The 26,054-nt window shown below is 60.3% G+C and carries 25 protein-coding genes and 5 pseudogenes; 17 read left to right on the top strand and 13 right to left on the bottom strand.

Going from position 1 to position 26,054, the window contains the following annotated elements; genetic code table 11:
• Positions 1–20: 20 nt before the first annotated feature.
• A complete protein-coding gene (locus AEB_RS13230; RefSeq protein ID WP_172593101.1) occupies positions 21–971 on the top strand; it encodes a DMT family transporter in 951 nt (316 codons plus the stop codon).
• A 51-nt stretch (positions 972–1,022) separates the two neighbouring features.
• Here AEB_RS13230 and AEB_RS13225 read toward each other — a convergent pair whose 3' ends face one another.
• The 3 genes from AEB_RS13225 to AEB_RS13215 form a co-directional block, all read right to left on the bottom strand.
• On the bottom strand, positions 1,023–1,862 hold the full coding sequence (locus tag AEB_RS13225) for a class I mannose-6-phosphate isomerase (protein WP_119083572.1): 840 nt from the start codon (positions 1,860–1,862) through the stop codon (positions 1,023–1,025).
• Between the two features lie 87 nt (positions 1,863–1,949).
• Positions 1,950–2,765, bottom strand: a complete 816-nt coding sequence (locus AEB_RS13220) for a universal stress protein (RefSeq protein ID WP_145985311.1) — start codon at positions 2,763–2,765, stop codon at positions 1,950–1,952.
• A gap of 322 nt (positions 2,766–3,087) precedes the next feature.
• Positions 3,088–4,356, bottom strand: a complete 1,269-nt coding sequence (locus tag AEB_RS13215; protein ID WP_119083570.1) for a hypothetical protein — start codon at positions 4,354–4,356, stop codon at positions 3,088–3,090.
• Positions 4,357–4,710: 354 nt separating this feature from the next.
• Here AEB_RS13215 and AEB_RS18635 point away from each other — a divergent pair, with 354 nt between their 5' ends.
• Together AEB_RS18635 and AEB_RS18630 are read left to right on the top strand one after the other, a co-directional pair.
• Complete coding sequence (locus AEB_RS18635) at positions 4,711–5,019, top strand: hypothetical protein (RefSeq protein ID WP_172593100.1); 309 nt, start codon at positions 4,711–4,713, stop codon at positions 5,017–5,019.
• The gene (locus AEB_RS18630) at positions 4,949–5,371 is read left to right on the top strand and encodes an acyl-CoA dehydrogenase family protein (protein ID WP_172593099.1); all 423 of its coding nucleotides are present in this window, start codon (positions 4,949–4,951) and stop codon (positions 5,369–5,371) included. The genes AEB_RS18635 and AEB_RS18630 overlap by 71 nt, the downstream gene beginning before the upstream one ends.
• 26 nt (positions 5,372–5,397) lie before the next feature.
• Here AEB_RS18630 and AEB_RS13205 read toward each other — a convergent pair whose 3' ends face one another.
• From AEB_RS13205 to AEB_RS13170, 8 genes and pseudogenes are all read right to left on the bottom strand, one after another.
• Positions 5,398–5,736: a hypothetical protein gene (locus AEB_RS13205; protein WP_119083568.1), complete on the bottom strand. Its 339-nt coding sequence runs from the start codon at positions 5,734–5,736 to the stop codon at positions 5,398–5,400.
• 287 nt (positions 5,737–6,023) lie between these two features.
• Positions 6,024–7,283, bottom strand: coding sequence for an APC family permease (locus AEB_RS13200; protein ID WP_231958991.1), 1,260 nt, complete (start codon positions 7,281–7,283; stop codon positions 6,024–6,026).
• 417 nt (positions 7,284–7,700) lie between these two features.
• Positions 7,701–8,063: a DUF411 domain-containing protein gene (locus AEB_RS13195; protein ID WP_119083566.1), complete on the bottom strand. Its 363-nt coding sequence runs from the start codon at positions 8,061–8,063 to the stop codon at positions 7,701–7,703.
• Between the two features lie 101 nt (positions 8,064–8,164).
• Positions 8,165–8,923: a class I SAM-dependent methyltransferase gene (locus AEB_RS13190; protein ID WP_231958711.1), complete on the bottom strand. Its 759-nt coding sequence runs from the start codon at positions 8,921–8,923 to the stop codon at positions 8,165–8,167.
• Positions 8,924–9,138: 215 nt separating this feature from the next.
• Positions 9,139–9,303 (bottom strand): annotated as a pseudogene (locus AEB_RS13185) (transposase); the annotation flags it as partial.
• Between the two features lie 160 nt (positions 9,304–9,463).
• Positions 9,464–10,225 (bottom strand): MBL fold metallo-hydrolase, encoded by a 762-nt coding sequence (locus AEB_RS13180; protein WP_119083564.1) that lies wholly within the window; start codon positions 10,223–10,225, stop codon positions 9,464–9,466.
• Between the two features lie 9 nt (positions 10,226–10,234).
• The gene (locus AEB_RS13175) at positions 10,235–10,666 is read right to left on the bottom strand and encodes a beta-lactamase hydrolase domain-containing protein (protein WP_119083563.1); all 432 of its coding nucleotides are present in this window, start codon (positions 10,664–10,666) and stop codon (positions 10,235–10,237) included.
• Positions 10,667–10,974: 308 nt separating this feature from the next.
• Positions 10,975–12,146 (bottom strand): IS3 family transposase gene (locus tag AEB_RS13170; RefSeq protein WP_119081383.1). Its coding sequence is split into 2 segments (ribosomal slippage): positions 10,975–11,882 and positions 11,882–12,146, totalling 1,173 coding nucleotides; the frame shifts between segments, so codons are not numbered across the junction.
• A 206-nt stretch (positions 12,147–12,352) separates the two neighbouring features.
• Here AEB_RS13170 and AEB_RS13165 point away from each other — a divergent pair.
• The 11 genes and pseudogenes from AEB_RS13165 to AEB_RS18615 all read left to right on the top strand — a co-directional run bounded on the left by AEB_RS13165 (position 12,353) and on the right by AEB_RS18615 (position 21,904).
• Complete coding sequence (locus AEB_RS13165) at positions 12,353–13,585, top strand: NAD(P)/FAD-dependent oxidoreductase (protein ID WP_119083562.1); 1,233 nt, start codon at positions 12,353–12,355, stop codon at positions 13,583–13,585.
• A gap of 2 nt (positions 13,586–13,587) precedes the next feature.
• Positions 13,588–15,408: a SulP family inorganic anion transporter gene (locus AEB_RS13160; RefSeq protein WP_231958710.1), complete on the top strand. Its 1,821-nt coding sequence runs from the start codon at positions 13,588–13,590 to the stop codon at positions 15,406–15,408.
• Positions 15,408–15,563: a helix-turn-helix domain-containing protein gene (locus AEB_RS18625; protein WP_119083560.1), complete on the top strand. Its 156-nt coding sequence runs from the start codon at positions 15,408–15,410 to the stop codon at positions 15,561–15,563. The genes AEB_RS13160 and AEB_RS18625 overlap by 1 nt, the downstream gene beginning before the upstream one ends.
• A 4-nt stretch (positions 15,564–15,567) precedes the next feature.
• Positions 15,568–17,022 (top strand): cytochrome ubiquinol oxidase subunit I, encoded by a 1,455-nt coding sequence (locus tag AEB_RS13150; protein ID WP_119083559.1) that lies wholly within the window; start codon positions 15,568–15,570, stop codon positions 17,020–17,022.
• The gene (cydB, locus tag AEB_RS13145; protein ID WP_119083558.1) at positions 17,012–18,019 is read left to right on the top strand and encodes a cytochrome d ubiquinol oxidase subunit II; all 1,008 of its coding nucleotides are present in this window, start codon (positions 17,012–17,014) and stop codon (positions 18,017–18,019) included. The genes AEB_RS13150 and cydB overlap by 11 nt, the downstream gene beginning before the upstream one ends.
• Positions 18,019–18,141, top strand: coding sequence for a DUF2474 domain-containing protein (locus AEB_RS13140; RefSeq protein ID WP_119083557.1), 123 nt, complete (start codon positions 18,019–18,021; stop codon positions 18,139–18,141). The genes cydB and AEB_RS13140 overlap by 1 nt, the downstream gene beginning before the upstream one ends.
• Positions 18,142–18,338: 197 nt before the next feature.
• Entirely contained in the window at positions 18,339–18,968 is a 630-nt protein-coding gene (locus AEB_RS13135) for a peroxiredoxin (protein ID WP_119083556.1), read from the top strand.
• Positions 18,969–19,045: 77 nt separating this feature from the next.
• Positions 19,046–20,398: an MBL fold metallo-hydrolase gene (locus tag AEB_RS13130; protein ID WP_119083555.1), complete on the top strand. Its 1,353-nt coding sequence runs from the start codon at positions 19,046–19,048 to the stop codon at positions 20,396–20,398.
• 338 nt (positions 20,399–20,736) lie between these two features.
• Positions 20,737–21,516, top strand: a pseudogene (gene istA, locus AEB_RS13120) (IS21 family transposase); the annotation flags it as partial.
• 10 nt (positions 21,517–21,526) lie between these two features.
• A pseudogene (locus tag AEB_RS18620) lies at positions 21,527–21,652 on the top strand (ABC transporter ATP-binding protein); the annotation flags it as partial.
• Between the two features lie 108 nt (positions 21,653–21,760).
• On the top strand, positions 21,761–21,904 hold the full coding sequence (locus AEB_RS18615; protein ID WP_230281965.1) for a hypothetical protein: 144 nt from the start codon (positions 21,761–21,763) through the stop codon (positions 21,902–21,904).
• Between the two features lie 2 nt (positions 21,905–21,906).
• Here the strand turns inward: AEB_RS18615 and AEB_RS13110 are convergent, their stop codons facing one another.
• Positions 21,907–24,702: a cation-translocating P-type ATPase gene (locus AEB_RS13110; protein ID WP_197714436.1), complete on the bottom strand. Its 2,796-nt coding sequence runs from the start codon at positions 24,700–24,702 to the stop codon at positions 21,907–21,909.
• A 49-nt stretch (positions 24,703–24,751) separates the two neighbouring features.
• Positions 24,752–24,955: pseudogene (locus AEB_RS13105) on the bottom strand (acetyl-CoA hydrolase/transferase C-terminal domain-containing protein); the annotation flags it as partial.
• 25 nt (positions 24,956–24,980) lie between these two features.
• Between AEB_RS13105 and AEB_RS18200 the strand changes: the two are divergent.
• The 3 genes and pseudogenes from AEB_RS18200 to AEB_RS18085 all read left to right on the top strand — a co-directional run bounded on the left by AEB_RS18200 (position 24,981) and on the right by AEB_RS18085 (position 26,030).
• Positions 24,981–25,286, top strand: coding sequence for a hypothetical protein (locus AEB_RS18200; RefSeq protein ID WP_231959021.1), 306 nt, complete (start codon positions 24,981–24,983; stop codon positions 25,284–25,286).
• A 35-nt stretch (positions 25,287–25,321) separates the two neighbouring features.
• Positions 25,322–25,486: pseudogene (locus AEB_RS18440) on the top strand (peroxidase family protein); the annotation flags it as partial.
• 202 nt (positions 25,487–25,688) lie between these two features.
• Positions 25,689–26,030, top strand: a complete 342-nt coding sequence (locus AEB_RS18085; RefSeq protein WP_145985310.1) for a cytochrome c — start codon at positions 25,689–25,691, stop codon at positions 26,028–26,030.
• Positions 26,031–26,054 lie beyond the last annotated feature (24 nt).

Here is a 26,054-nt window from a genome sequence, read left to right as displayed (position 1 = left end):
GCTCTGTATCCTGTGCGGCGATGCAATACCCTGAACACCGTCCGGTCGATGACGCTTTGATTCCGCCGAGGCTGTCTGCCATTCTCGTGATGGTCCTTTGGGCCTCATGCTACCCGCTGATCACGATCGGGCTCGATTTCGCCCCGCATCTGACCTTCGCAAGTCTTCGCGCCGTTACGGCAGGGTCGGCGCTGCTTCTGGTCGCGCTTTGCCTGGGCAAACCCTTCCCGAAAGACAGGGCGGAGTGGGGGTGGATCGCGCTTGCAGGACTTGGCATGACCGGATTGGGTTACTTCGGGATGTTCCATGCAGCCGAATTTGTCGCTCCCGGCCTGGCGACCGTCGTGGCCAATACCCAACCCATCTTCGCCGCGGTACTCGCATACGGCCTGATCGGGGAACGCCTTGCGTTGCGCGGATGGACCGGCCTGCTGATCGGCTTTCTTGGCGTCATCATCGTCGCTGCCCCCCAGGTCTTCGCCGGCAACGAGCGCTCAACCGGACTTGGCCTGATGTACGTGCTCCTGGCCGCGCTCGGTGTTGCCGCTGGCAATGTCGCAATCAGGAAGCTTGCCAACCGGGTCGACGCGGCGATGGCGATGGGCCTTCAATTGCTGATCGGCGCCATTCCGCTGATGATAATCGCCGTGCTGACCGAACACCCACGTGCTGTCGTCTGGTCGCCGGGCTTCATAGTTTCGCTCGTAGGGCTTGCACTTCCAGGGACAGCACTCGCCTTCTGGCTGTGGCAAACGACTCTGCGCTCGATGCCTCTTTCAAAAGCGAACGTGTTCAGTTTTCTCGTGCCGTTTCTGGGCATTACGATCGGAGCCCTTTTCTTCGCCGAGCCGCTCACTCTCATGGTGATGATCGGCGTGGTCCTCGCCGGCATAGGCGTCTATCTAGGAACGAAAGCCGAGCCCGATAGAGAGCCGGTTCGTGATCAGGGTTCCGCATGCCGATCCAAGTGAAGTGGCTGGCAAGATTGATAATAGGGCACTGCGCTGCTCAATTCGGCTTATTCAACGGGACGACACCCAGAGGCCCTCAGTCACCTTGCTGCCCGGATAGGCAACGAGCAGTTCGCCATTGTAGTCGAGGGAATGCTGCTCATCGGCCAGCCATGCCTGGCCCGGCTCCACGGGGGCATCACCTATACGTCCGTGTCCTGAAAGCGGTACAATCCATGCCGCTGTGCCGGGCGCGAGTGTACCGGCGCGAGCGCCGCTCCATTGCTCGACCACGAATTTATGTCCTTCGGCGACTATCCGGCGAGCATCGGCAAGAACGTATGGTTGTGTGAGAGCCTGCCAGGGTTCGGGGCGTGCCACGCGCAGCGCTGCTTCCAAATGGAGGGCGCGCGGACGGCCATAATCGTACATCCTGTAGGTAAGATCGACATTTTGCTGGATCTCGATGAGGGTAATTCCCGCACCGATCGCGTGGATGGTTCCTGCGGGCAGATAGTAGACGTCGCCGGGGCTCACCTCGCGCCAGTCAAGCATCGTCTCTATGGTTCCATCGAGCGCTGCGAGGCGCAGGGTGTCGATGGCGACAGCTGCCTTCAGCCCCAGGCCGATCTGCGCACCCGGCTCAGCCTTCAGGATCACCCAGCATTCGTCTTTGCCCCTCGGATGTCCGAGCGCTCGCGCTTCGGCATCGTCTGGATGGACCTGGACAGAGAGCCGCTCGCTCGTGAACAGGTATTTGACAAGAAGGGCGCCCGAGCGGTGGTCGGGTTCTTCGAACCAGATTTCACCGATCGGATCGTCGCCGCTTGCTGCCTGCGCAAATCCGAAGCCAGGCTGACGGCGACCCCAGACCTTGGCCACCGAGCGGGGAACGAGCTGGACAGGGGTCATTGCCGACGCCTCCCTTGACTACCCCTTGCTTGAGGGGCTGGTAAGGAGAAACCATGTGCATATCGCGGGGCCCGTACGCCGAACATATCAGTGCGCGAGAATCAGCGGAACGGGGCTCGTCGTGATAAGATCCTGGGTGACGCCGCCCAGAAAAGTTTCGCGGAGTCGTGAATGGCCATAGGCACCGAGCACGATATATTTCGCTTCGAGACTCGCTGCGGCCGCAATGAGCGCATTGGCCACGGTGTCTCCGTCGAGCGGCCAATCATGACTTTCGGCGGTGACACCATATCGCGCCAGATAATTGCGGACATCGTCCAAAGAAGGTTTCTCCCCCTTCTCGCTGACACTTACGATATGCAATTTGGGCGCGGCGCGCAGAAGCGAACGGCTCTGCCGGATGGCGTTGGCAGCTTCTGGGGAGCCATTCCAGGCGATCATGGCAGCACTGCTGTTGGTAAAGCGTTGCCCGGCAGCCGGCACGAGTAGTACGGGCGATTGAACATGGAGCGCCACGTCGGCGGCGAGTGGCGCCCTGCGCGGGAGAATTGTTTCCTTCTCTTCGGGTTGGCTTAGAACGACGAGGTCGGCAAACTTCGCGTGTTCGATGATGGTCTGAGCCGCTGATCCCTCGGCGTGAAGCCATTGCCAATCGATTCCCTCCCGTTTGAGCGTATCTTCGATCCGCACCTGTTCAAGTTTCTCGTTTTGGCGAAAAGTCTCGAAGATGCCGGAAGGAACGTATGACCCTCCAAACGGATCGCCGACAAAGAAATACGCATCGAGAGGGGTTGCCTGCAAACAGATCAGCTGCCCGTTGTGGGCGCGAACGACTTCCATGGCAGCAGCTAACCGTGCGGCCTGGCCAGGATCCTGGTTTATGTGGAGCAAAACCGACTTCAACTGATCATCCTGGTCCGGTTGCAATCGAGCGCTTGCGCTGGATCAAAAAGCACTCATTGTTGTCTTTGACGTTTCACTCGATCCGATCTTACACACCGTCCGTGTCGAGCGCTGTGGACCTTCGAGACGCCGCTTTTGACAAGGGCACAGGATCCCTTACCGAGGGCCGAACTCCCACTCATCGCTCGCTGTCGAAATGCCGCTGCCGGGGCCAACACGCGTAGCGAGAGGGCGGGTATGGCCGCTCTACCCATCCGAACAGCCGGAAGCCTTCCCGAGGGAACATCACAACTTGCGAGCACGAAGAGGATTCAGTGAAAATTCAGACTTCCAGGACTGGCGCAAAACCGCCACCCGGTGTGCGCATGTTGGTCGTCTGCCCCCTGTATAGCCGCGCCGCCTTCAACAATACGGAACCAGCGTAGGTATAGAGCCTCACATCGACCTTGAGGTCCACAGCCTCTCCATCATACTTGACCTTGCGAAGACTCGGCGGCGCGTATTGCTGGGCGATATAGTCACCGTCCCGGATCTGTGACCAGACGCTGCGGGTAAGCTTGGCACCGCGATAGGCGGCTTTGCTGCCATATCCCTGCGCCGGCTTGAAGAAGAGATGCCGACGTTCCGCCCAAAGCGACGCGGCGTTATCAGGTGTTACCAGAGTGGTAGCGGGAATAGTCGTCGCAAGAACCTCAGCTTGCTCCCTTGGCAGGCCCCAGTGGGTCAGGAGAGCGCTGTCGCTCAAAAGCGAGAGATTTCGCTTATCGGCCAGCATGGCGTGGACGTATGGGTTGGGCGTAACCACTGCCAGATTATTCAGATAAGCGTCCTTGAGGACGGAATGATTCGGCTCTTCCAAGGTAAAGTCGACGAGACGATTGTACACCAGGTCGATCTTGCAGCCATCCGCAAAAAGTTCACCGCCGGAAGGCTCCAACGCCGTTGGATCAGCGATGACCGCCGAAATTCCCTGACGCTCGAGCGCTGCCTTGGCGAGCAGAAACTCCGGATAGAGATGCTGATCAAGGGGCGCGTCATCGACGATCGCAATGGTCTCGGGTGTCCCAGTGCGGCCCTGGCGTAACCACTCGCTGCGAAACATTCTCGCAATCGCCGGTCCAAAATCCTCCACTGATCCATTCGAGCCATCGGAGCCGAAGCAGCAGGCACGCTGCGCCCTGGCGAGGGCTGCGTTGAGGAACGCGCCCCCGGCATTGGTATTGATCTCGATCAGAACCGGTCCGGATTCGGAAAGATGAAAATCATACCCCATCAGTGCACCGGCAGGTCCCAGATCGGGAGCGGAGCCGGACGGTGCCCACTTCCGCACCGCCTCACCATATTGCGCGAGGGCTGCGGCGGTCTCCACCGCCGTGACGACGCGCGTCATCACCGTCATTGTCTCCGGCGCGATAAACACCGGCGAGTTCGCGAACAGGTGCGGGTGCGAGGTCGCCAACTGCTCCCCGAAACCTTCACGTCCGGTCTGGCTGTTCAATGTGGCCTGAAGCATGTCCCGGTCGAGCGTAATGCAGGAACAGACGGAATTGGCACGTAGTGCCGCCTGGAGCGCTTTGGACTTGTCTTGCATCGGGTCTCCTGGCGGCATCTTGAGGATTATACCCAAGGACGCTGCGGCTACTGGAATATTTCAACAACATTGGGGCGGCTAGGGTCAGGATCTGTAATTTGCGGTAGCTTGGCGGCGTGTCCCTTGAGGGTTTCAAGGATCTGTCCGCACTCGCCGACCGGGCAATTCAGGATGGTGTCGCCGGTTCCGGAGCGGGGCACTGGGACCGTCTGAGTGCCTTCGGCGAACTGGTGGGTCAGGCCGAACCGTTGAGCTTGGTAGGCTTGCCAATGCGAACCCGCCAACACCCTTAGGTTTCGACCGCTTCGGTGAGGCCCGGATGAAGTTGAGTTCCACCCCGCCTCTCACGCTCTGATGCAGATGGGGGTCGAAGAGGGGAGTTTCCGCGGCGGCGTGGACCAGCGTAAAGGCGGGCCAGACCTGCGTGCAGCGCTGCTCTACCTTATGACGCAGGCCGATGCCGGTATTATGCGGCGGTCACCGCCCTTTGCGCGGAGCCGGAAGTGGCTGCGGAATGGGAACCGCGTGTCTCCGCCTCGAAATACGATCAGCGTTTCATTCCCGCGCAGGAAAGACTGGGTCCACCACTGCCATGGCGATGACCGAAATGCAGGGCGGCTCGCACGTGCGCGCCAACAGCACCCGCGCCGCCTCGCTTGGTAGCGGTGAATTCGAGCTGATCGGCCATAAATGGTTCTGCTCGGCGCCAATGTCGGATGCCTTCCTGGCGCTGGCCCACGCCGAGGAGGGATTGACCTGTTTCCTCGTCCCGCGAGTGGCGGCCCGACGCGGCGCGGAATGCGATCCACGTCATGCGCCCGAAGGACAAGATGGGCGGCCGCTCTACAGAGGGACCGCGCCTTGCTTACGAGGCTTTTACCGAACAAGTTGCGGCGAATCGTCTGACACAAAGAGCGCTACCGCTACTTTAGCGATAGACTGCCAAAGGGCTTCCTGTGACCCGAGCGCAAACTGGCCGCGATTCTTGCTTGCGCACCGCACGAATTTGATGTGATTGGCTAGCAGATTGCGCTCGTATCCTTACGATCGAAAATGTTTGGCGCGCTCCACGAGCTGGGTCATCTGGGACGCGGCATGAATGGTGAGGGGATGTTGCCTGGCACCGGGACGCGGGGTGATGAATTCCGCCATCTCGCCAATTTGCGTCAGTTGTTCGTCAGTGGCTTTGGCTAGCACACTTAGCACAATATTTTCCAATGCGATTACCCGGATGCGCAGTTGGATGATCTCGGCATCGGAAAGTGCGGGAATATCCCATTCGTCGCAAGCCGCTGCCAAAGCTTCCTGAGGGCCGCACGGCGTGGCCCCGCCCTCATCTTCCCATCGCGAAACCGCGGCGCTCTTCTTTTGATCTGTCATAGGTCGAAACTCCTGGATTGAGGAAGCAATGTATCAAGACGGGCGGATACCTGAAACCGCGGGAGGTGAGAGCCAGCGCATCCTGAAGCTTGGAGCCGGACAGCAGTGCATCCTTGCCGATGACGCATGGCCAGTAACACCTCGATCGGCGCATCAAGCAAGTCGGCCGCTTCGGGGGCAGCGGGGACGGACTTGGAGCCCATCACCATCTAATAAAAAGATGCGTGCTTCACCGGGGATCAGCCGCGTCTCGTCATCCGGGCCGATGGTGGATTTCACCTCAGTTTCTACCCGGGGTTATCATTCTTTCCGCCTATCTGACGCAGGAAAAGAGCTTCAAGAGCAAAAACAACGGCAATGAGGGCCGCAGCGATGCCAACGATAAACGGGTCGGTGTCGAGTTTGGTGGCAGTAAAGGCAGCAAGAACAGCACCGTCGGCTGCAATCGCGGCAAGCAGAACGGAACTTTTTGCCGCGATCTCCTTTCGTAGGTGCCGGTAGACACCCCAATGCACCAGCATGTCCATGACCAGATAGAAAAACGCCCCGAGGGAAGCGATGCGCGACAGATCGAACAGCACCGCTAGCGAGCCGGCTACCACGACCGTGTAGACCAGCATATGGCTTCGTATTCCGCCTTTCATGCCAAAATGACTGTGCGGGATCATCTTCATGTCAGTCAGCATCGCCAGCATGCGCGAGACCGCGAACACGCTGGCGATCACCCCTGAGGTAGTTGCCGATAGCGCAATGATGATGGTGAACCAGAAGCCCAGTTGACCTAGCGCCGGTCTGGCGGCGGCGGCCAGAGAATAATCGCGCGCCTGGGCAATCTCGCTGATCGTCAGGCTTGCTCCGACAGCCAGTGCCACGAGCAGGTACGTCACCACGCAGATGACAATCGAGATGACGATCGTGCGACCAACATTGCGATGCGGATCAACAATATCGCCGCCACTGTTCGTAATGGTCGTGAAGCCTTTGAAGGCGAGGATGGAAAATGCCACCGATGCCAGAAATGCGCCGCCACCGGTTTGCGAAATGTCTTCAGAAAAAGCGCCAGAAAAGAAACCGCTCGCCCAGATCGCCGCCACTGCGAAAACGACGATGCCGCCGACCTTGATCACGGACATGATGAGCGAAAAGCCGCTCACCGAACGATTGCCGGACGCATTTACGAAGTAGGCGAAGACGATCAGAGCTAGCGCGAGGATAGGCAGGAAAAGGGCATTCTCCTCCTGGCCGAACGGACGCAAGGCGTAAGCAGCGAAGGTACGGGCTACCAGGCTTTCATTGATCACCATCGAGAGCGCCATGAGCAGTGAGGCAGAGGCCGCCACGACTCCCGGACCGTAGGCCTTTTGCAAGATCATCGCGATGCCGCCAGACGATGGCCAGGCGTTCGACATTTTGATGTAACTGTAGGCCGCAAGCGCTGTCACGATAGCTCCCACGACGAAGGAAAGCGGGAACAGCGGCCCGGCCAACTGTGCGATCTGACCGGTTAGGGCAAATATTCCGGCGCCGATCATGACCCCCGTGCCCATAGCCACGCCACCGGCGAGACTTATGGCAGATTCGCTCTTGCTGCGTTGGATCCCTGCCGATGCCGCATGTCCCTCGTGTTTCATCTCGTTCACAACTCTCTAACTTTGAAAACAAGGCGAACCTGCGCGCGAGGGGGCAGGGTGCAACTTCGCGATCGCCGGCACGAGACTGAAAGGGCAGCGGCCTGCCTCATGCGCCCCGCGTTTATCTGCGGTCAAGTGGGCTTTGGCGACTGATCCTAAATGCCTGGCCGGCGTATAAGCTCGGACGGCATGCCCTTTGGAATTCCGCTCGGTTTAATTACCAGATGTGATATTTGTCATTTCAGTTCCCTCGGCTCGACAACAGAGCGCCCCGTTTCGTTCGCTGTCCATCTCGATTGCCCAGTTTCGGACGGTGGGGCCATCCGCTTTGCGTTAGGGGTAGCTTGCGAAAACCCTTTGTCCGCCCGGGCCAAACGCAAACACGTCATATGCCTGCCTTCGGCCGTCAGCCTCCATGCCGGGGGAGCCGAGCGGCATACCGGGCACGGCAAGCCCGGCGACGCCGACGGGTCGCTCGCGCAGCAGTCTCGCAATGGCTTCAGCGGGAACATGGCCCTCGATGACATAGCCGTCGACCACCATCGTGTGGCAGGACGAGAGGCCCCGCGGAACACCCCTCTCCGCCTTGAGAGCGGCCATATCGGTGCTGTCGACTGCGGCGACCTGTGCGTCCATGTCCCGCTCGACATGAGCTGCCCATTGTTCACAACAGCCGCAGCCAGGATCACGATACATCGTGTAGCTTGCGGCCTGCGCGACGTTCGAACAAGCCGCAAGAACGACGAGCAAAGCACTCGCGAGAGGTCTACGCAGGGCCGATGGAGGGGCAGTGTCGGTCAATTCACGATCCTTTCCTTGAAGCCGCGCCACAGAGAAATGGCACCTGTGGGCGTAATGAATAGGGCTAACCTCTTGCTGTCGATAAATCGGGCAGAGATCAGATTTTCCATTACTCCGTCGGCGTTGGGCTGGGTATCCGCAAATCCGTCCAGTCTTTGGACGGTCGCGCGAAATAGCGCCCGCATCAGCGGGTTTTCCTGCTTCATGTAATCCGCGATCAAGACCATCCCGCCGGGCTCGAGCAGGTTCCAGATCTCCTCGATGAGGACCTTCTTCTGCCCCGCCGGTACCTGGTGGAATAGAAGGCTGCTCACGATCTTGTTTGGCCGCCAATTGTCCTGAAGCTCGAGGCTGTCGAGAAAACCATGGTGCCAACGGATGGACGACATCTTATGCGCAGCTTTTCGCCGGGCTATGCCGATCGTGGCGCGGTCCGGATCGACACCGAGCAGGTCCGCTTGCGGACAGGCGGAGCGGAGACCGATGAGCAGACTTCCCGTACCGCTTCCGACGTCGATCAGACGATCGTCTGGCTCGACCTTCGCTTCGGCTATCATCGCGCTCCGCCATCGTTTCTCCGATGTCAGGCAGCGAATTGCAATGTCGTAGAGCGGTGTTAGCCAAGCTTTGCCGAGCGCAGGTGTGAAGTTGACTGCTCGGTCGAGAGTGCTTGTCTTTCGCATCGCACGTTCCCCAGAGAGGCGGGTGAAATGATCATCTCTAGCGGTCCAGGCATTGCGGACGACAATGGGCACCGTCAAACGCCAGGCACCCCGCGCAGGCCTGGTCCGTTAGAACGCTTGCCAAAGCGAAACGGCCGTCCATTTTGTAGGACCAAGCCCGGCCGTACTCCATCGCCCGATCGGAGATCAACATGCACCGCTGTTGCCCCAATCGGCTTGTACGCGAGGAGACTGGGCTCGTACGATAGTGAGGGAAACCCGATGTAGAAACGACACAGTGCCCACTACCGCTGGGCTTCCGGCACATCCAGGTCGCCATACTTGGCCTTCCAGCTATAGATCGTCGCTTCCGATGCCTCGTGCCGCCGGGTCAGGTCGCCGGTCTTCGCACCAACCTCGGCCTCCTTCAACACACCAATGATCTGCTCTTCCGTAAACCTCGTTCGCTTCATCATCCGTCCTTACCATCGGGGCCAGACTCTAATCATGCGTTGAGCAAAACCAGGGGTCCCGTCAGCTGCTCGCGGACTCCAAGCTCGACGAACCCGGGCCTCTCACCGTCACGGAATCAGGCGTTCATTCGCTACGGCGGCAATTTAACAGATCCTGAGCCTAGCTCGGCCAGCCCTGGGGGGACTTGCCGCCAATTCGATGAAGTTGTTCCACGGCATCTTCGGGGCAATCGCCACATCTGCGGTTGGCCGGTACCGCCACATCGATTTTTTTCGGATAGGCAAGGTCGAGATTGGTCATGATATCCTCGAACTCTTCAAGTCGGATCGCGTCGTTCAACCGCGGGTTGCGCTCACGTTCCTGCGCGACGGTGGAGACGTGCCGATGCTGATAATCGTGTGCGGGATAGACCAGGGTGTCCGGGGGCAAGGTAAAAATCTTGTCGTGAACCGAGCGATAGAGCGCAACCGTGTCACCATTCTGAAAGTCCGTTCGGCCGCAGCCATCGATCAGCAACGCATCCCCGGTAAATACCCTTTGCTGTCCGCCCTGATCCAGAAGATAGCAATGGTGCGTATCCGTGTGGCCCGGAGTGAACAGGGGCCGGAAATTCAAGCCTCCAAGATTTAGCGGCCGATCCTCGGTGACGCCGATATCCGCGCAGGGGAGATCGTCCTGCGCAGGATAGGCGACCTTGCAGTCTGTCAGCGCTCGCAACCGGCAGGCGGAGCTGATGTGGTCTGCATGGATGTGCGTGTCGAGCGTGTAGGCAAGCCGCAGGCCAAGTTCGTTGATAGTTTGAAGATCGCGTTCGATTGTCTCCACCACCGGATCGAGCAACAGGGCCTCGCCGGTGTCCTGCCAGCCGAAAAGGTAGGTGTAGGTCGAGGATTCGGGTTCGAACAATTGTCGAAAGATCATGACCTGCGCCTAAGGTTCGATCAGGGGCTGGAGATCGGCCTCGCTGACTTTGAGTCCAGCGGCTTCGGCCTTGGCCGCGGCTTCGCTTGCGCCCGCGTCCTGCCGGTGAGCCCAGTGAGCCAGGGCCATCAGGCTAGCCCGCTTGCCGCTAGCACAATGAATGGCGATGGGTGTCGGCAGTTGCTCCATTTCGGCACGGATGGTCGAGGCGGTCCTTGCGTTGAGATCCGCGGGTGTCACCGGGAAGCTCAGGTAGGCCAACCCGCTTTTCGCCGCCACCTCACCCTCGGTAACCGGAGCTAAGACCTCGCCGTTTTCTCCGGGTGCGCGCAGATTGACAACGGACCGAATGCCGGCTCGTGAGAGATCTCTCAGATCCGCTTCGTTCGGCGCACGTGTGAAAACGTGGAGCTTGTTGTCCAGATCGATGAGCCCATCCATGTGTCTACTCCTTCAAGCGCTCAACTTCAGACGTGTCTGCCAGCGACGAAGAGCATGGGATTGATATTGGCATCACTGCTGTCTTGGAAACGAACGGCGAGCTTGATGTTCCCACGACATCTCGTCTCCCCGGATTGAATGTCCAATTAGGTCCGGCCCTCGCAAGGTTAGCCAAAGATTTCGAGCTAGAGCGTTGCGCGGAATTGCCAATTTTCGATTCGCTGTTGCTGCGGCGCACGGCGAGGTGGTGAGGTGGTTCCGCCTTCTTGGACAGGTCGGCGACGAAGTTAAGCTAATCCCCGATGTGATTATGCCGCCAGTCTGGTCGTCAGATCATGGGGGGCATGCCCCCCATGATCTGGTTCGCTGATCCGCCCGTAGGCCTCTGCCGGGGTCCGCCCGGCGAGACCCGAGTGCGGTCGCTGCGTGTTGTAATAGGTGATCCATCGCCGGAGGCCAGTGCGCAGCTCCGAGCCGGTCTCGAAGGCGTGGAGATAGACGCATTCATACTTCAGAGATCGCCACAGCCGCTCGATGAACACATTATCCATCCAACGGCCTCGACCGTCCATGCTGATCTTGACCTCTGCGTTGCGCAGCACGCTGGTGAAGGCGAAGCTGGTGAACTGGCTACCCTGATCCGTATTGAAGATCTCCGGCTTACCGAAGCGCGCCAGCGCATCTTCCAGTGCGGCGACGCAGAAGCCGGCGTCCATCGTATTCGACAGCCGCCAGGCCAGCACCTTGCGGGTCGCCCAGTCCATCACCGCGACCAGATACAAGAAGCCCCGGCGCATCGGGATATACGTCACATCGGCGCACCACACCTGGTTGGGGCGCTCGATCACCAGTTTGCGCAGAAGATACGGATAGATCCGGTGCTGCGGGTTCGGATCGCTGGTCCGAGGGCGCTGGTAAATCGGCGACAAGCCCATCTTCGCCATCAGCCGCCGCACACGTCGTCGGCCGACATCGTGGCCCTCGCGGCGCAGGTGCCGGACCATCTGGCGGCTACCATACCATGGCATGTCGAGGAACGCCGCGTCGATCATCCGCATCAGTGCCAGCGTCTCGTCGGTCTCCGGCACCGGCGCATAATAATAGGAAGACCGGCTGATCGACAGCAGCCGGCATTGCGCCGCAATCGACAGCCGGTGGTGAGCAGGTTCGATCATCGAACGCCTCCGTGCCACGCTCATCGACCGGAGGCTTTGGCTAAAAAATCCCGCTCCACGACCAACTGGCCGATCTTGGCGTGCAGCTTCTCCACCTCGGCCTCGCTGGCTGCCTTGGCTGCATCGCCGGCTCCGGAGAACGTGCTCCCCATTCCCTCGACAGCCTGGCGCTTCCAGGCCGCGATCATCGTATGGTGGATGCCATGCTTCGCTGCCAGCTCGGCCAGGGTCAGGTCACCCCGGAGCGCCTCCAGCGCCACCTTCGCCTTGAAATCTGCGCTGTACCGCTTCCTCGTCTTCTTCATTTCCCGTCCATTCCTCAGGTCGGGATTAGCTTAGCACCCTGTCCAGATTTCCGGGACCACCTCACTCCATTACGCTCGATGCTCTCGCCAACGTCGAGAATGAAACTGCCGACGCGCGCATCGAACGTGCGCAGTGCGTCGGCTACGATCTGTCGGGCTTGCGCGACCGGCTTGGCGAATAACGAAAAGACATTGGAGAGTTTGTCATGGCCCGAAGCCTGAAACACGAAGTAGTCATCATCGGCGGAGGTTCAGCAGGAATTGCGACTGCATCGTCCATGCTGAAGCGGCGCCCGTCACTCAATATCGCAATCGTCGAGCCTAGCGAAGATCACTATTATCAGCCCGGGTGGACGATGGTCGGTGGCGGTGTCTTCGAAGCGTCAACGACCAAGCGCACCACAGCGAGCGTAATGCCGAAACAGGCGACCTGGTTGAAAACGGCCGCCGCGTCTTTCCAGCCCGAAAACAATCAGGTCACGCTCAGCGACGGCACGACGATCACCTACGGTATTTTGATTGTCGCTCCGGGCATCCGGCTCGCCTGGGAGAAGATCGACGGGCTGGAAGAGACACTCGGCAAGAACGGCGTCACATCCAATTATCGCTACGATCTGGCACCCTACACCTGGGAGCTTGTGCGCAACCTGAAATCGGGGCGTGCGATCTTCAGCCAACCGCAGATGCCTATCAAATGCGCAGGTGCACCGCAGAAGGCCATGTATCTGTCATGCGATGCTTGGATGGAGCGCGGCGTTCTCGGCAACATCGATGTCGAATTCCGCAACGCTGGCGGCGTCCTTTTCGGTGTGAAGGAATACGTCCCGGCGCTGATGGAATATGTCGAAAAATACGGGATCGATTTGCAGCTCAACCAGACACTCGTTGCGGTCGAGGGCTCCGGCAAGCAAGCCGTTTTCAAAACCGAGGCCGGTGAAGAGACGGTCGAGTTCGACATGCTCCATGCGGTTCCGCCGCAGGTAGCCCCGCAGTTCGTCGCCGACAGTCCTCTCGCGAATGCCGAAAGCGGCTTTGTCGACGTCGACAAGTTCACGCTACAGCATGTTCGCTATCCCAACGTGTTTGGTCTCGGCGATGCGGGATCTACGCCCAACGCCAAGACAATGGCGGCTGCGCGCAAACAGGCACCAATCGTCGCGGTCAATGCGCTCGCCCAGCTCGATGCAAAGCAGGCTGTGGCCGATTACGATGGCTACGGCTCCTGCCCGCTGACCGTGGAACGCGGAAAGATTGTGCTCGCCGAATTTGGTTATGATGGAAAACTTCTTCCGAGCTTCCCGAAGTGGGTAATCGACGGCACAAAGCCGCGGAAGCTCAGCTGGCTTCTGAAGTCAGAGGCGCTGCCGTGGATTTACTGGAACGGTATGCTGAAGGGCCATGAATGGATGGCCAAGCCGCACCTGAAGAAGGCTGCCTAATCGTGAGCGACAGCAATCCAGGGCCGATTGGCGAGCCGTCCGGTTTGCCTCGCAGGCAAAAGCCCGGGCTGTTGGCGCAATACCTCCCGATCCTCGAGTGGGGCCGGACCTACAACGGATCGGTCCTGACGAACGATCTCGTCGCGGCGATCATCGTAACAATTATGCTGATCCCGCAAAGCCTCGCTTATGCGCTGCTGGCGGGGTTGCCGCCGGTCGTGGGCCTTTACGCCTCGATCTTGCCGCTGGTCGCCTACGCGATCTTCGGCACCAGCCGGACGCTTGCGGTGGGGCCCGTGGCGGTTGTGTCGCTGATGACGGCGAGCGCTGCCGGAGCCGTAGCGGCGCAGGGGACTGAACTTTATCTCGAGGCGGCAATCACCCTTGCAGCCTTGTCCGGTGTGATGCTGGCCGTGCTCGGATTCCTGCGGATGGGCTTCTTGGCCAACCTCCTCTCGCACCCCGTCATCAGCGGCTTCATCACCGCCAGCGGCATCCTGATCGCGACGAGCCAGTTGAAGCACATTCTCGGCGTATCGGCAGGCGGCGACAACTGGCCCGAGATGCTCGGCGGGCTCGCGGCGGCAATCGACACGGTCAATCCGTGGACGCTCGCCATTGGGATTCCAGCGACGTTGTTCCTCTTCTGGGTCCGAAAGGGCTTGAAGCCGGCCTTGGTCGCGATGGGTCTATCTTCACGAGCCGCCGACATCGCGGCCAAGGCAGGTCCGGTCGTAGCAGTTGTTGCGACGATCCTTGCCGCCATCGGCCTCAATCTCGAGGATCGCGGTGTGAACCTCGTCGGTGCAATTCCGCAGGGTCTTCCGCCTTTCGCCCTGCCATCGACCGATCTGGGTCTAATCGGGCAACTGTGGGTCCCCGCGCTGCTCATTTCGATCATCGGCTTCGTCGAAAGCGTATCGGTTGCGCAGACGCTTGCGGCTAAACGCCGTCAACGGATTGCACCGAACCAGGAGCTTATCGGCCTTGGCGCATCGAACATCGCCAGTGCCTTTTCCGGGGGCTACCCCGTCACCGGCGGATTTGCGCGCTCGGTCGTCAACTTCGACGCCGGGGCCGAGACGCCCGCAGCCGGAGCTTACACCGCTGTCGGTATTGCGCTGGCGGGACTGTTCCTGACCCCGCTGCTCTACAGCCTGCCCATCGCCACATTGGCTGCAACGATCATCGTCGCGGTTCTCAGCCTCGTCGATCTCAAGACTCCCGGCCAGCTCTGGAACTACTCCAAGGCCGACTTCGCCGCGCACATGGCGACGATCGCTATCACGCTGCTTGCGGGCGTCGAGCTGGGTGTGATCGCGGGCGTTGGCGTCGGCCTCCTTCTCTATCTCTGGCGCGCCAGCCGCCCCCATGCCGCCATCGTCGGCCGCGTCCCCGAGACCGAGCACTTCCGTAATGTCGACCGCCACAAGGTCTTTACCGTGCCGCACGTCCTCTCGGTCCGGATCGACGAGAGCCTGACCTACCTCAATGCGCGATGGCTCGAGGAATACGTGTTGGAAGAGGTCGCCGACCGCCCAGAGGTGCGCCACGTCATCCTGATGTGCAGCGCGGTCAACGAAATCGACGCTTCCGGCCTAGAAAGCCTTGAGGCGATCAATCACCGCATGACCGACGCCGGGATCGGGCTGCATCTTTCCGAAGTGAAGGGCCCCGTCATGGACCGGCTGAAGCGGACCCACTTCGTTGACGAACTCAACGGGCAGGTCTTCCTGTCGCAGAACCGCGCATTCCGGGAATTGGCAACGAACGGCGGACCGCCAGCTGAACCAATCCCCGATGCTGCGAGAGGTATGATCTGATGCCCACCATTCCTGACAAAGATGCCCGTTGCAGGGAGATCGCAGCTTTGATCGCGTCGGGAAAAGGCGTTTGCGAGAGCTGCCGCGAAATCGGAATTTCCGAAAAGACCTACTATCGCTGGCGCAAGGCACGCGCCGAAAAGCAACACGGATAAAGACATGTTCGAACAGCTCGATGCCCTGCTGCTGGCCCGCATCCAGTTCGCCTTCACGGTAAGCTTTCACTTCATCTTCCCGGCCTTTTCCATCGGTCTCGCAAGCTATCTGGCAGTGCTCGAGGGTCTGTGGCTCAAGACAGGCAAGGCGATCTATCTCGATCTCTTCAAATATTGGCTGAAGATCTTCGCCATCGCCTTCGCAATGGGCGTCGTTTCGGGCATCGTGATGTCCTACCAGTTCGGCACGAATTGGTCGGTTTTCTCTGATATTGCGGGGCCGGTTATCGGCCCGCTGATGGCCTACGAGGTGCTGACCGCGTTCTTCCTCGAAGCTGGCTTCCTTGGCGTCATGCTCTTCGGCATGAACAAGGTCGGCAAGAAGCTGCACTTCGCCGCCACGCTCATGGTCGCTGTTGGCACCTTCATCAGCGCCTTCTGGATCCTGTCGGTTAACAGCTGGATGCAGACCCCCGTAGGATATGAAATCGGGGCGAACGGGCAATACCTGCCGGGTGAAAGCTGGTGGGACATCGTCTTCAACCCCAGCTTCCCCTATCGCCTGGTCCATACCGTCATCGCAGCTTACCTCACGACCGCCTTCGTGGTCGGCGGGGTCGGGGCCTGGCACCTTCTCAAGGACCGGACAAACCTGCACGCGCGCAAGATGTTCTCGATGGCGATGTGGATGGCGGCCATCGTTGCGCCGATCCAGATCTTCGCAGGCGACATGCACGGGCTCAACACCCTCGAACATCAGCCGCAGAAGGTCATGGCGATGGAAGGCCACTTCGAGAGCCATCCGGATGGTGCACCGCTGATCCTGTTCGGCATTCCGAACAGCGAGGAAAAGCGGGTCGACTACGCAATTGAGATACCCAAGGCATCTTCGCTGATCCTAAAGCATGATCTCGACGCGCCGCTCGCCGGTCTGGACACGATCCCGGACGACGAGGAACCGCCGGTCGGCTTCGTTTTCTGGTCATTCCGGATCATGGTCGGGATCGGCTTTGCCATGCTCGGTATCGGAGCGTGGAGCCTGTTCGCTCGCTTCCGCAAGAGGCTCTACGAATGGCCCATGCTCCATCGCGCAGCCTTGGTCATGGCTCCCAGCGGTTTCGTGGCGGTCATCGCTGGCTGGATCACGACGGAGGTCGGCCGGCAACCGTATGTGATCTACAATCTCTTGCGCACGGCAGATGCTGCGAGTCCGCTGGATGCCCCCGCCGTCGCCGCGTCATTGCTTGCATTCGTCGTGGTCTATTTCGCAGTTTTCGGCGCGGGTGTCTGGTATATCCTGCACCTGATGCACAAGCCACCGCACGCAGGCGAACATGGCGTCAAGCGCGGGGACACCGGGCCGATCCGGACTGCTGGCATTACGCCTGGCCCATCCCAGAATCCGGGCGATCCCGACACACTTCCGCGCGATCACGAGGAGGCGACCGATGGACGTTAACTTGGACCTGACGACGATCTGGGCTTTCATCATCGCCTTCGCCGTCTTCGCCTATGTGGTGATGGACGGGTTCGACCTCGGCATCGGCATTCTTTTCCCTACCTTCGAGGTCGGGCCGGAGCGCGATCGTGCGATGAATTCGATAGCGCCGGTCTGGGATGGCAACGAGACTTGGCTGGTCTTGGGCGGCGGCGGATTGTTCGCAGCCTTCCCATTGGCTTACGCGGTGATCCTGCCCGCCACTTACCCGCTCATCATCGCCATGCTGTTGGGACTGGTGTTCCGCGGTGTCGCGTTCGAGTATCGCTGGCGCGACCCCGGGCACCGCCGATACTGGGACGCGGCCTTCACTGGCGGCTCGCTGGTCGCGGCGATGGCGCAGGGCATGACATTGGGTGCGCTTCTCCAGGGGATCGAGGTCGTGGATCGATCCTATGCGGGCAGCTGGTTCGACTGGCTCACGCCCTACACGCTGTTGACCGGCCTAGGCACAGTCGCCGGCTACGCTCTGCTTGGCGCGACCTGGCTGGTGTGGAAACTGGATGGGGAGAGTCAGCATCATGCCCGAAAGTTGGGCAAGCGGGCGGCATGGGCAACGTTGGTTTTGATGGGAGGCGTCAGCCTCTACAATGTGTTCCTGAACGCCGAATATGCCGAGCGCTGGTTGACTGCGCCGGAGATCTACTTCGCCGCGCCGGTCCCGATCCTCACAGCGGTGATTGCCGTCATGCTGCTGAGGGCTCTTTCAGTGGACCGGCACAGCAAGCCGTTCTGGCTGAGCCTTGCGCTGTTCTTCTTCGGCATGGCCGGTCTGGGCGTCACGATGTGGCCCTATGTCGTTCCACCGGGCCTCACGATATGGGACGCCGCCGCGCCCGAACGCAGCCAGATCTTCATGCTGGTTGGCGTCGCGATCACCATGCCGCTCATCATCGCATACACCGCTTGGGCTTACTGGGTGTTCCGCGGCAAGGTGGCGGATGAGGGATATCACTGATGGACGAGCCTCAGGATCGCCCACTTTGGCAGCGGCTCGGCTGGATGTTCGTGATCTGGCTCGCCAGCATAACCGTGCTGGGTCTCGTAGCCTCGGTCATCAGGTTCTGGCTGAAAGCGTAATTGACGTTATCAATGCTCAACACAGTTATAGGTATTGGTTAAGTTATGAGGTCATCATCTAAAGGAAAAGGTGTGCCTCTCCGGCCTCTCTACCCTTCTGTTTGGTTTATCACTTATCGCAATCGATAATTTGAATTGGGCAGCGTGCCTGGGTCTCTCTACAAAGGATGCATCGACACGGAACAAGGAAAATTGAAATGAGCCTTCACATCGGTGACACCGCCCCCGACTTTACCGTCGACACCCAGAATGGCGAAATCAGCCTGCACGATTGGGCTGGCGATAGCTGGGTATTCTTCTTCAGCCACCCGGCCGACTTCACCCCCGTCTGCACTACGGAGATGGGCCGCACTGCGCAGCTCGCCAGCGAGTTCGACAAGCGCAATGTAAAGCCACTCGGCCTCTCGACCGACACTGCCGAAGAACACGCCAAGTGGATCGAAGACGTGAACGACACCCAGAACACGAATCTCGTGTTCCCGATCGTCGCTGATGCCGATCTCAAGATCGCCAAGCTCTATGACATGATCCATCCGGATCAGAGCGAAACGGCGGCTGTGCGGTCGGTATTCATCATCGATCCGGACAAGAAGATTCGGCTCACCATGACCTATCCCATGAGCGTAGGACGGAACTTCGACGAGATCCTGCGCGCGATCGATGCGCTCCAGTTCAGCGACAAGCATGGCGTGGCCACTCCCGCCGATTGGCGCGAAGGCAAGGATGCGATCATTCCACCATCGGTTTCCGACGAGGATGCAAAAGCCCGCTTCCCGCAGGGCTTCACCACGCTGCGCCCCTATCTGCGCACGGTAAAAATCGATTGAGCGTGACGCGCCATCGAATCTTTTGAAAGCGGGATCGGTTCGCGCCGGTCCCGCTTTTTCCTTATGAAGGAGGCACCATGCTGCTCGAGAAAATTAAGACATCCGGACTGTCCCACCTATCCTACCTGATTGGTTCGGGCGGGAAGGCGGCCATCATCGATCCGCGCCGCGACTGCGAATGCTATGTCGAAATGGCGCGCGCCGAGGGGCTGGAGATCACTCATATCTTCGAAACCCATCGCAACGAGGATCTGGTTTCGGGGGCGCCCATCCTGAGAGATTTGACCGGCGCGCGCGTCCTGCACGGTCCCAATTCTGTGGGCACGGTCGAATATGCCGAGACGGCTCACCAAGGTGATGAGTTTGAGATCGGACAGCTGAAAATTCGGGTGCTGGAGACACCGGGGCACACGGACGATCATCTTGCTTTCGTTCTTCACGACACTGCCTATCCCGATGGGCCAGTTGGAGTGTTCACGGGAGACGCGCTGTTCGTTGGCGATGTCGGACGGACGGACTTCTATCCCGAACGCAAACGCGAGGTCGCAGGTCTTCTCTACGATTCCCTCCACAAGATTCTCGATCTTGGCGACCAGGTCATTCTATATCCTGCGCATGGAGCGGGTTCCGTCTGCGGGTCGGGAATGGCGGAACGCGAGTTCTCGACACTCGGCCATGAACGCGCGAACAATCCGCGCCTTCAATTCGAAAGCCGGGATGCGTTCATCGACTTTAAGGTGGAAGAGAACCACTACCAGCCGCCGTATTTCCGGTTGATGGAGCGCCTTAATCTGGAAGGCGGCGAAGCTGCGCCTCGTGTGATGCGACCCAAGCGCCTGTCGCTGTCCGAATTGGAAAAGCTTGACGTCGACCACTTGGTCGATGTGCGCGAGCCGCTCGCGTTTGCCTCAGGCCATCTTCGCGGTTCCATGAACCTGCCAGTCGGGATGATCTCGGCATTCGCCGGATGGTTCATCCGTGAAGGCGACAATGTCGCTCTTGTCGCTTCCGATGAAGACCAGCTCGAAGCTGCTATGACGCATCTCGTGCGGATCGCACTCGACAATATCGAAGGCGGTTATGTCGGCGTCGTGCCTGCCGCTGCCCAAGGCAAGGCGATGCGGACTATCCCGATGATCGGGACCGACGAAGTTGAACGGCGACTGGAGAGCGACGAACGTGACTGGACGCTGCTTGATGTGAGGGATGCGGACGAACGCGCGCAAAACGCGATCGAGGGTTCCGAGCATATCTACGTGGGTGAACTCAACGAGCAGTATCACGATCTCGATCTGTCACAGCATTACACCCTGATGTGTGCAAGCGGGATGCGGGCCACGGTTGCTGCAGGATGGCTTGCGAGCCGCGGCTTCGAAAAGCTGGATGTCTATCTCGGCTCCATGGGTGCATGGAAAGCGGCCCATGACTGAACCGAGCTAGGCGGAGTTCTGGAACGAGCGTTACGCAGCGGACGAGTATCTGTTCGGGACCGCGCCCAACGCTTTTCTGGCGCGCGAGGCGCACCGCCTGACTCCCGGATCGAAAGTCTTGGCTGTCGCCGATGGCGAGGGGCGCAACAGCGTATTTCTGGCCCAGCATGGCCATCGCGTCGTCGCTACCGACGTTTCAGAAAGGGCGCTCGACAAAGCGAGAGCTTGTGGATCGGCGTGCAAAAGGGACCCTGTTAGCGGGGTGATCGGCGTCTAAAAGGGACCCCTCATTCTGATGGTGTAGTTGACCGCCTGGTTTTCCAGGTGGTGAGATCGGGATGTTGGTGGTGGAGACGGTCGTTCGGATTAGGCGGGAACACGCGAGCGGGAAGGCGATCAAGGCGATTGCGCGCGATCTGCGGTTATCCCGCAAGGTGGTGCGCAAGGCGATCCGGGCACCAGAAGGCGCATTCGATTATCGCCGCACGGTTCAACCGCTGCCTCGGCTTGGGCCGTTCCAGGAGCGGCTCGATACGCTGCTGACGGAGAATGAGGCCCGGCACCGGCGCGATCGGCTGCGGATGACGCGGATCCATGATCTGCTGTGCCGTGAGGGGTTCGAGGGCTCCTATGATGCGGTCCGGCGCTATGCCCAGCGCTGGAGGGAAGCGCGTCGCAAGGATGCGGGCGACGGCGCGCCAGCCTTCATCCCGCTCATGTTCAAGCCTGGCGAGGCATACCAGTTTGACTGGAGCCACGAGGATGTGGAGATCGCGGGTAAGCCGATGCGAGTGAAGGTGGCGCATATGCGGCTGTGCGCGTCACGGGCAGTCTACGTCCGGGCCTATCCGCGCGAGACGCAGGAGATGGTGTTTGATGCCCATGCTCGCGGGTTTGCGTTCTTTGGCGGCGTTCCCCTGCGCGGCATCTACGATAACATGAAGACCGCGGTCACCGCCGTGTTCGCTGGCAAGGAGCGCGTGTTCAACCGCCGGTTCCTGGTTATGGCCGATCATTATATGGTGGAGCCGACCGCCTGCTCTCCGGCGGCGGGATGGGAGAAAGGGCAGGTCGAGAACCAGGTCCAGACCATCCGGGGACGCTTCTTCCAATGTCGCGCTGCTCCCCATGCTGGCGGGCAAGCCAAATGCTCTGGCCCGCAAGGAGGCGCACGACCTGCTGGAGGCGCTCGATGTCGCGCACCGCGCAGCGGCCATGCCTTCGCAGTTGTCGGGCGGCGAGCAGCAGCGGGTTTCCATTGCACGGGCATTGGTCAACCGACCGCCGGTAATACTCGCCGACGAGCCGACTGCGCCGCTCGACAGCGTTCGCGCACTGGCTGTGGTTGATCTGCTCAACACCATGGCCAAACAGTTCGAAACCGCGATCATTGTCGTTACACATGACGAGAAGATCATCCCGACCTTCCGCCGCCTCTACAATATCCGCGATGGCGTGACGATCGAGGAGCTGCAGCTCGAGGCTTCCCCCGCGCGCCGGACCTGATATCACAGGGACATGGTCGATCGTCGGCGAAGCAGCTTGCGCCCTTCACTGAACCACAGGACCGCACTACCCATGGCCAGGCAGATCAGCCAGTCATCCAACGCCAGCGGAACCGTGCCGAAAGCCGCATTCAGTGGCGAAAGATGGATTACCGCTACCTGCAGCAAGGCTGACAGGAGAACCGCAGCCCATAGCCAGCGGTTTGCGAACCAATGGGTAAATGCGCTGATCACGTCGGATCGTGCGCAGAACGCATTGAAGAGCTGCGCAAACACCAAAGTAGTGAAGCCGGCGGTGCGGGCGTGGTCTATATCATGGCTGCCCTCAACCAGACCGCCTGGCAGATAGATGTCGATTGTCCCAAGGGCGGCTAGCGCCATCACCAGCCCGAGACTCAACACATCGCGCCACATCCGCGCATCAATGGTGGGCGAGCTGCGCCGGCGGGGCGGGCGCTCCATCACGTCGCCGATCTCCGGGTCGACCCCCATGGCAAGGGCAGGCCCGGAATCGGTAATAAGGTTTATCCACAGGATCTGCGTCGCCAGCAATGGCAAGACCAGACCAGCACCATTGCTCGCATCGTCGAGGCCGATGACCCCTGCGCCGACAACGCCCAGGAATACCGTCAGCACTTCGCCCATGTTGGAGGAAAGAAGGTAGCGCAGGAACTTGCGTATATTGTCGAAGATGGCCCGGCCTTCGCGCACGGCCGCAACGATCGTGGCGAAATTGTCGTCGGCCAGGATCATCTTCGCGGCCTCTTTCGTCACTTCGGTGCCGGTCTGGCCCATCGCGATCCCGATGTCCGCAGACTTGAGTGCCGGGGCATCGTTCACCCCATCGCCGGTCATTGCGACGATCTCGCCATCTGTCTGCAAGGCATCGACGATCCGCAGCTTGTGAACCGGCGCAACCCGCGCATAGACTTGCGTCTCGCGAACCGCGCGGGCCAACTGCATGTCATCCAGCGCATCGAGGTCGGTCCCGGTCAGTACCCTTGCATCATTCGATGTTATTCCAAGTTGCGCCGCGATCCGGGCAGCAGTGCGGGGATGATCGCCGGTGATCATGACGACACGAATGCCCGCGCGCTGCGCCTCGGCGATCGCGATGGCGGCCTCTTCGCGCGGAGGATCGATGATGCCCACCGTGCCGACGAAGATCAGGTCGCGTTCAAGCGATCCATCCAGCTTTGCCTCTTCGCCGGGAACAAGCGGACGATAGGCAACCGCGAGCGTTCGAAGCGCGTCATTCGAAAGCCGCTCGACATCGGCGCGAGCTTTTGCCCGGACAATGTCGTCGAAGGGCCGGATGTCCATGCCGACGCGGATGCCCGTGCATCGATCCATCAGCACATCGGGGGCACCCTTTGCGATCAGCACGAGTTCGCCGCCGTGCTCCCGGTCGCGCTCGATCGTCGACATCATCTTGCGTTCAGACGTGAAGGGCAATTCGGCAGTGCGTTCGAACCGTGCCTGTCGTCGGGTGTCGGCGCCCAACTTCTTTTCGGCAACCAGGAAGGCCGCCTCGGTCGGATCGCCATCGATGGCCCAGGTCCCGTCGGCTAGCATGCGAAGACCGGCGTTGCCGGCAAGGCTGCCGCCGCTCAGCACGACGATATGCTCCGCCCTCAGCGCGTCATCGAGCGATGCACTGCCTTGCGCCTCGAAAGTGCCGTGCGGCGAGTAGCCCGTGCCCGTCACCCGGCTTTCGCCCGAAGCCGTGATGACGCGCTGGATGGTCATCTGCGAGCGGGTAAGCGTACCTGTCTTGTCGGAACAGATGACCGTCGCCGAACCCAGGGTTTCGACCGAGGAAAGCTTCTTCACCACGGCGTTGTGCGCCGCCATTCGCTGAACCCCGAGAGCTAGGACGAGCGACAAGATCGCCGGCAGTCCCTCCGGCACGGCGGCGACCGCAAGCGAGACGCCCAGGAGCAGGACAGTTGCGATGTCGTTCGGCGTCTCGACCGGTTGGACGATAATCAGCGTCGCCATGACAACTGCCGCGATGATCACCACGCTTGTGCCGAGGATCCGCCCCAGCCGAGCCACTTCGCGCTGTAGCGGCGTAGCCTCTTCGCGTGTCTCGTCGAGCATGGTGGCGATGCGGCCCATCTCGGTTCGCATACCGATGGCGGTGACGATTGCGCGGCCGGTGCCCTGTGCGACCGCGGTGCCTTTGAAGACCATCGAAGTCCGGTCGGCGAGGGCCGCCGGAGCGGGCAGGGTGGCCGCATCCTTTGCGACCGCTTCGCTTTCGCCGGTGAGCGATGCCTCCTGAACGCGCAGCGAGGCCGCCAGGATCAACCTCGCATCCGCACCGACTGCGTCGCCCTCCTCGAGCAGCAGCACGTCGCCAGGCACCAGTTCTCTAGCGGGTATCCGCTGCCTGCGACCGTCACGCATTACCGACGAGGTCACCGCTGTCATCTTCGCAAGTGCCGCTACCGCGCTTGCTGCCTTGCTCTCTTCGACGAAGCCCAAAACCGCGTTAAGCAGGATGACAATCGCGATGACCAAGGCGTCGACAGGCCACTCCCGCTCCCCCTCGATGAGCCAGATCGCAAGCGTCACCGCAATCGCTGCGAGGAGGAGGTAGACCAGCGGATCCCGGAACTGCGCAAGAATACGGCGCCACAGCGGCGGCCCCTTTACCGTCCGTAGTTCGTTGGAGCCAAAGCGGGCCAGTCGCTCGCTCGCATCATGCGCGGACAATCCCTTTGCAGGATCGACGCCCAGCGCGGAAGCGGCTTCCTCCGGCGATCCGGTGGATGGATCGTCGAGGTCGATCAACTCGGTCGGATCGGCCATGCGCTCTCTCGTCTCTGGTTACGCAAGCGCGCTAAGCCAGAATCGTGCTCGTCGCGATGAAGCGCTGGTGCCAAGACAGTGCCTCCTTGAGCAGCCTGGGCGATTGCTGGCCATAGGAATCCTTGCGTGCTCGCGCGAGATAGTCGGCCAACGCCGGCCGGTAGTCCGGATGGGCGCAGTTCGCGATGATGACCGGTGCGCGCTGCCTGGGACTCAAGCCGCGAAGGTCGGCAAGGTTTAGTCGGTTGTAGCAGGGAAGGTTGGTTGACCGAGACCACATTGGCAGCATTCAAGAATGCTTGCCACCGCCGCTGCCTCTCATCCATGCCTTCGGCATCCTCCGAGCATATGTGCGTGATTTCCAGCCCCTCCGCGCGCGCCAGTTCAAGGTAGCATTCGCAGTCGCGACGTGGATCGATCACCGCGGCCTTGCCGCCAGAGCCGATGAGGTAGGACAAGTGGGACAGACCGGGCGTCTTGATTTTTTCGAGCAGCATATTGTCTCCCTACATAGCAAAAAGCGGGACCGGCGCGAACCGATCCCGCTGTTAAAAAAATTCAAATGAGGTTCGCGCTCAATCGATTTTGACCGTGCGCAGGTACGGGCGCTGCCAAGTGGACAGCAACGCCGGTTGATCTCGTTTTCGGTTCCAATTCAGAGTTGCGGGCTGTCGCCGAGGTCTATGCTTCGGATGACGCAAAGCAGATGTTCGCGGATCATTTCGTGAGGGTCTGGACGAAAGTGATGGAGAGCGATCGCCGCTAAGCGATCGCTACCCGAGTCATCGGGCGACCGCTCGAGCCTGATCCCCGACTGCTCGCTTGCGGAATATCCGCGGGCGAGTGGTCGGGGGACTTTCACGCATTCGAAGTTGGACCCCGCATGGTGATCGGGGTAGGTCGCGACCATGTGTAAATTTCCAGGTCTCACCATTCTTTTGCTGTTCACAACGGCGTGCACGCCCGAGATGATACCCAAGGCAGGGGCACCAAACCCCGCCACGACTGCGGAAGGTGCCGGCTCAATCCGAGAATCTGCTGAGGCCAGGGGGCTGGCATTTGCGCAACAGCATTGTTCCGGTTGCCATGCTGTGAGCGCCGGACGACGATACTCCCCGAACGTTGATGCCCCGACCTTTGAATCTGTCGTCAACACGCCAGGCCTGACCGGCGCGACGATCAAGCCCTGGCTGCAGAAATCACACAATTTTCCCGATGTGATGAACTTTGCCATCGATCCCGACCAGATCGATAACCTTGCTGCCTACATGATATCATTGCAGCGAAGCGATTACGTACCACCGATCTGACATGGGATAGACCGCAGTGGTTAC

The sequence above is a fragment of the Altererythrobacter sp. B11 genome (assembly GCF_003569745.1).
GTDB lineage: Bacteria > Pseudomonadota > Alphaproteobacteria > Sphingomonadales > Sphingomonadaceae > Croceibacterium_C.
The sequence above is the reverse complement of the archived record's forward strand: the minus strand, read 5'-3'. Positions and strand labels throughout refer to the sequence as shown.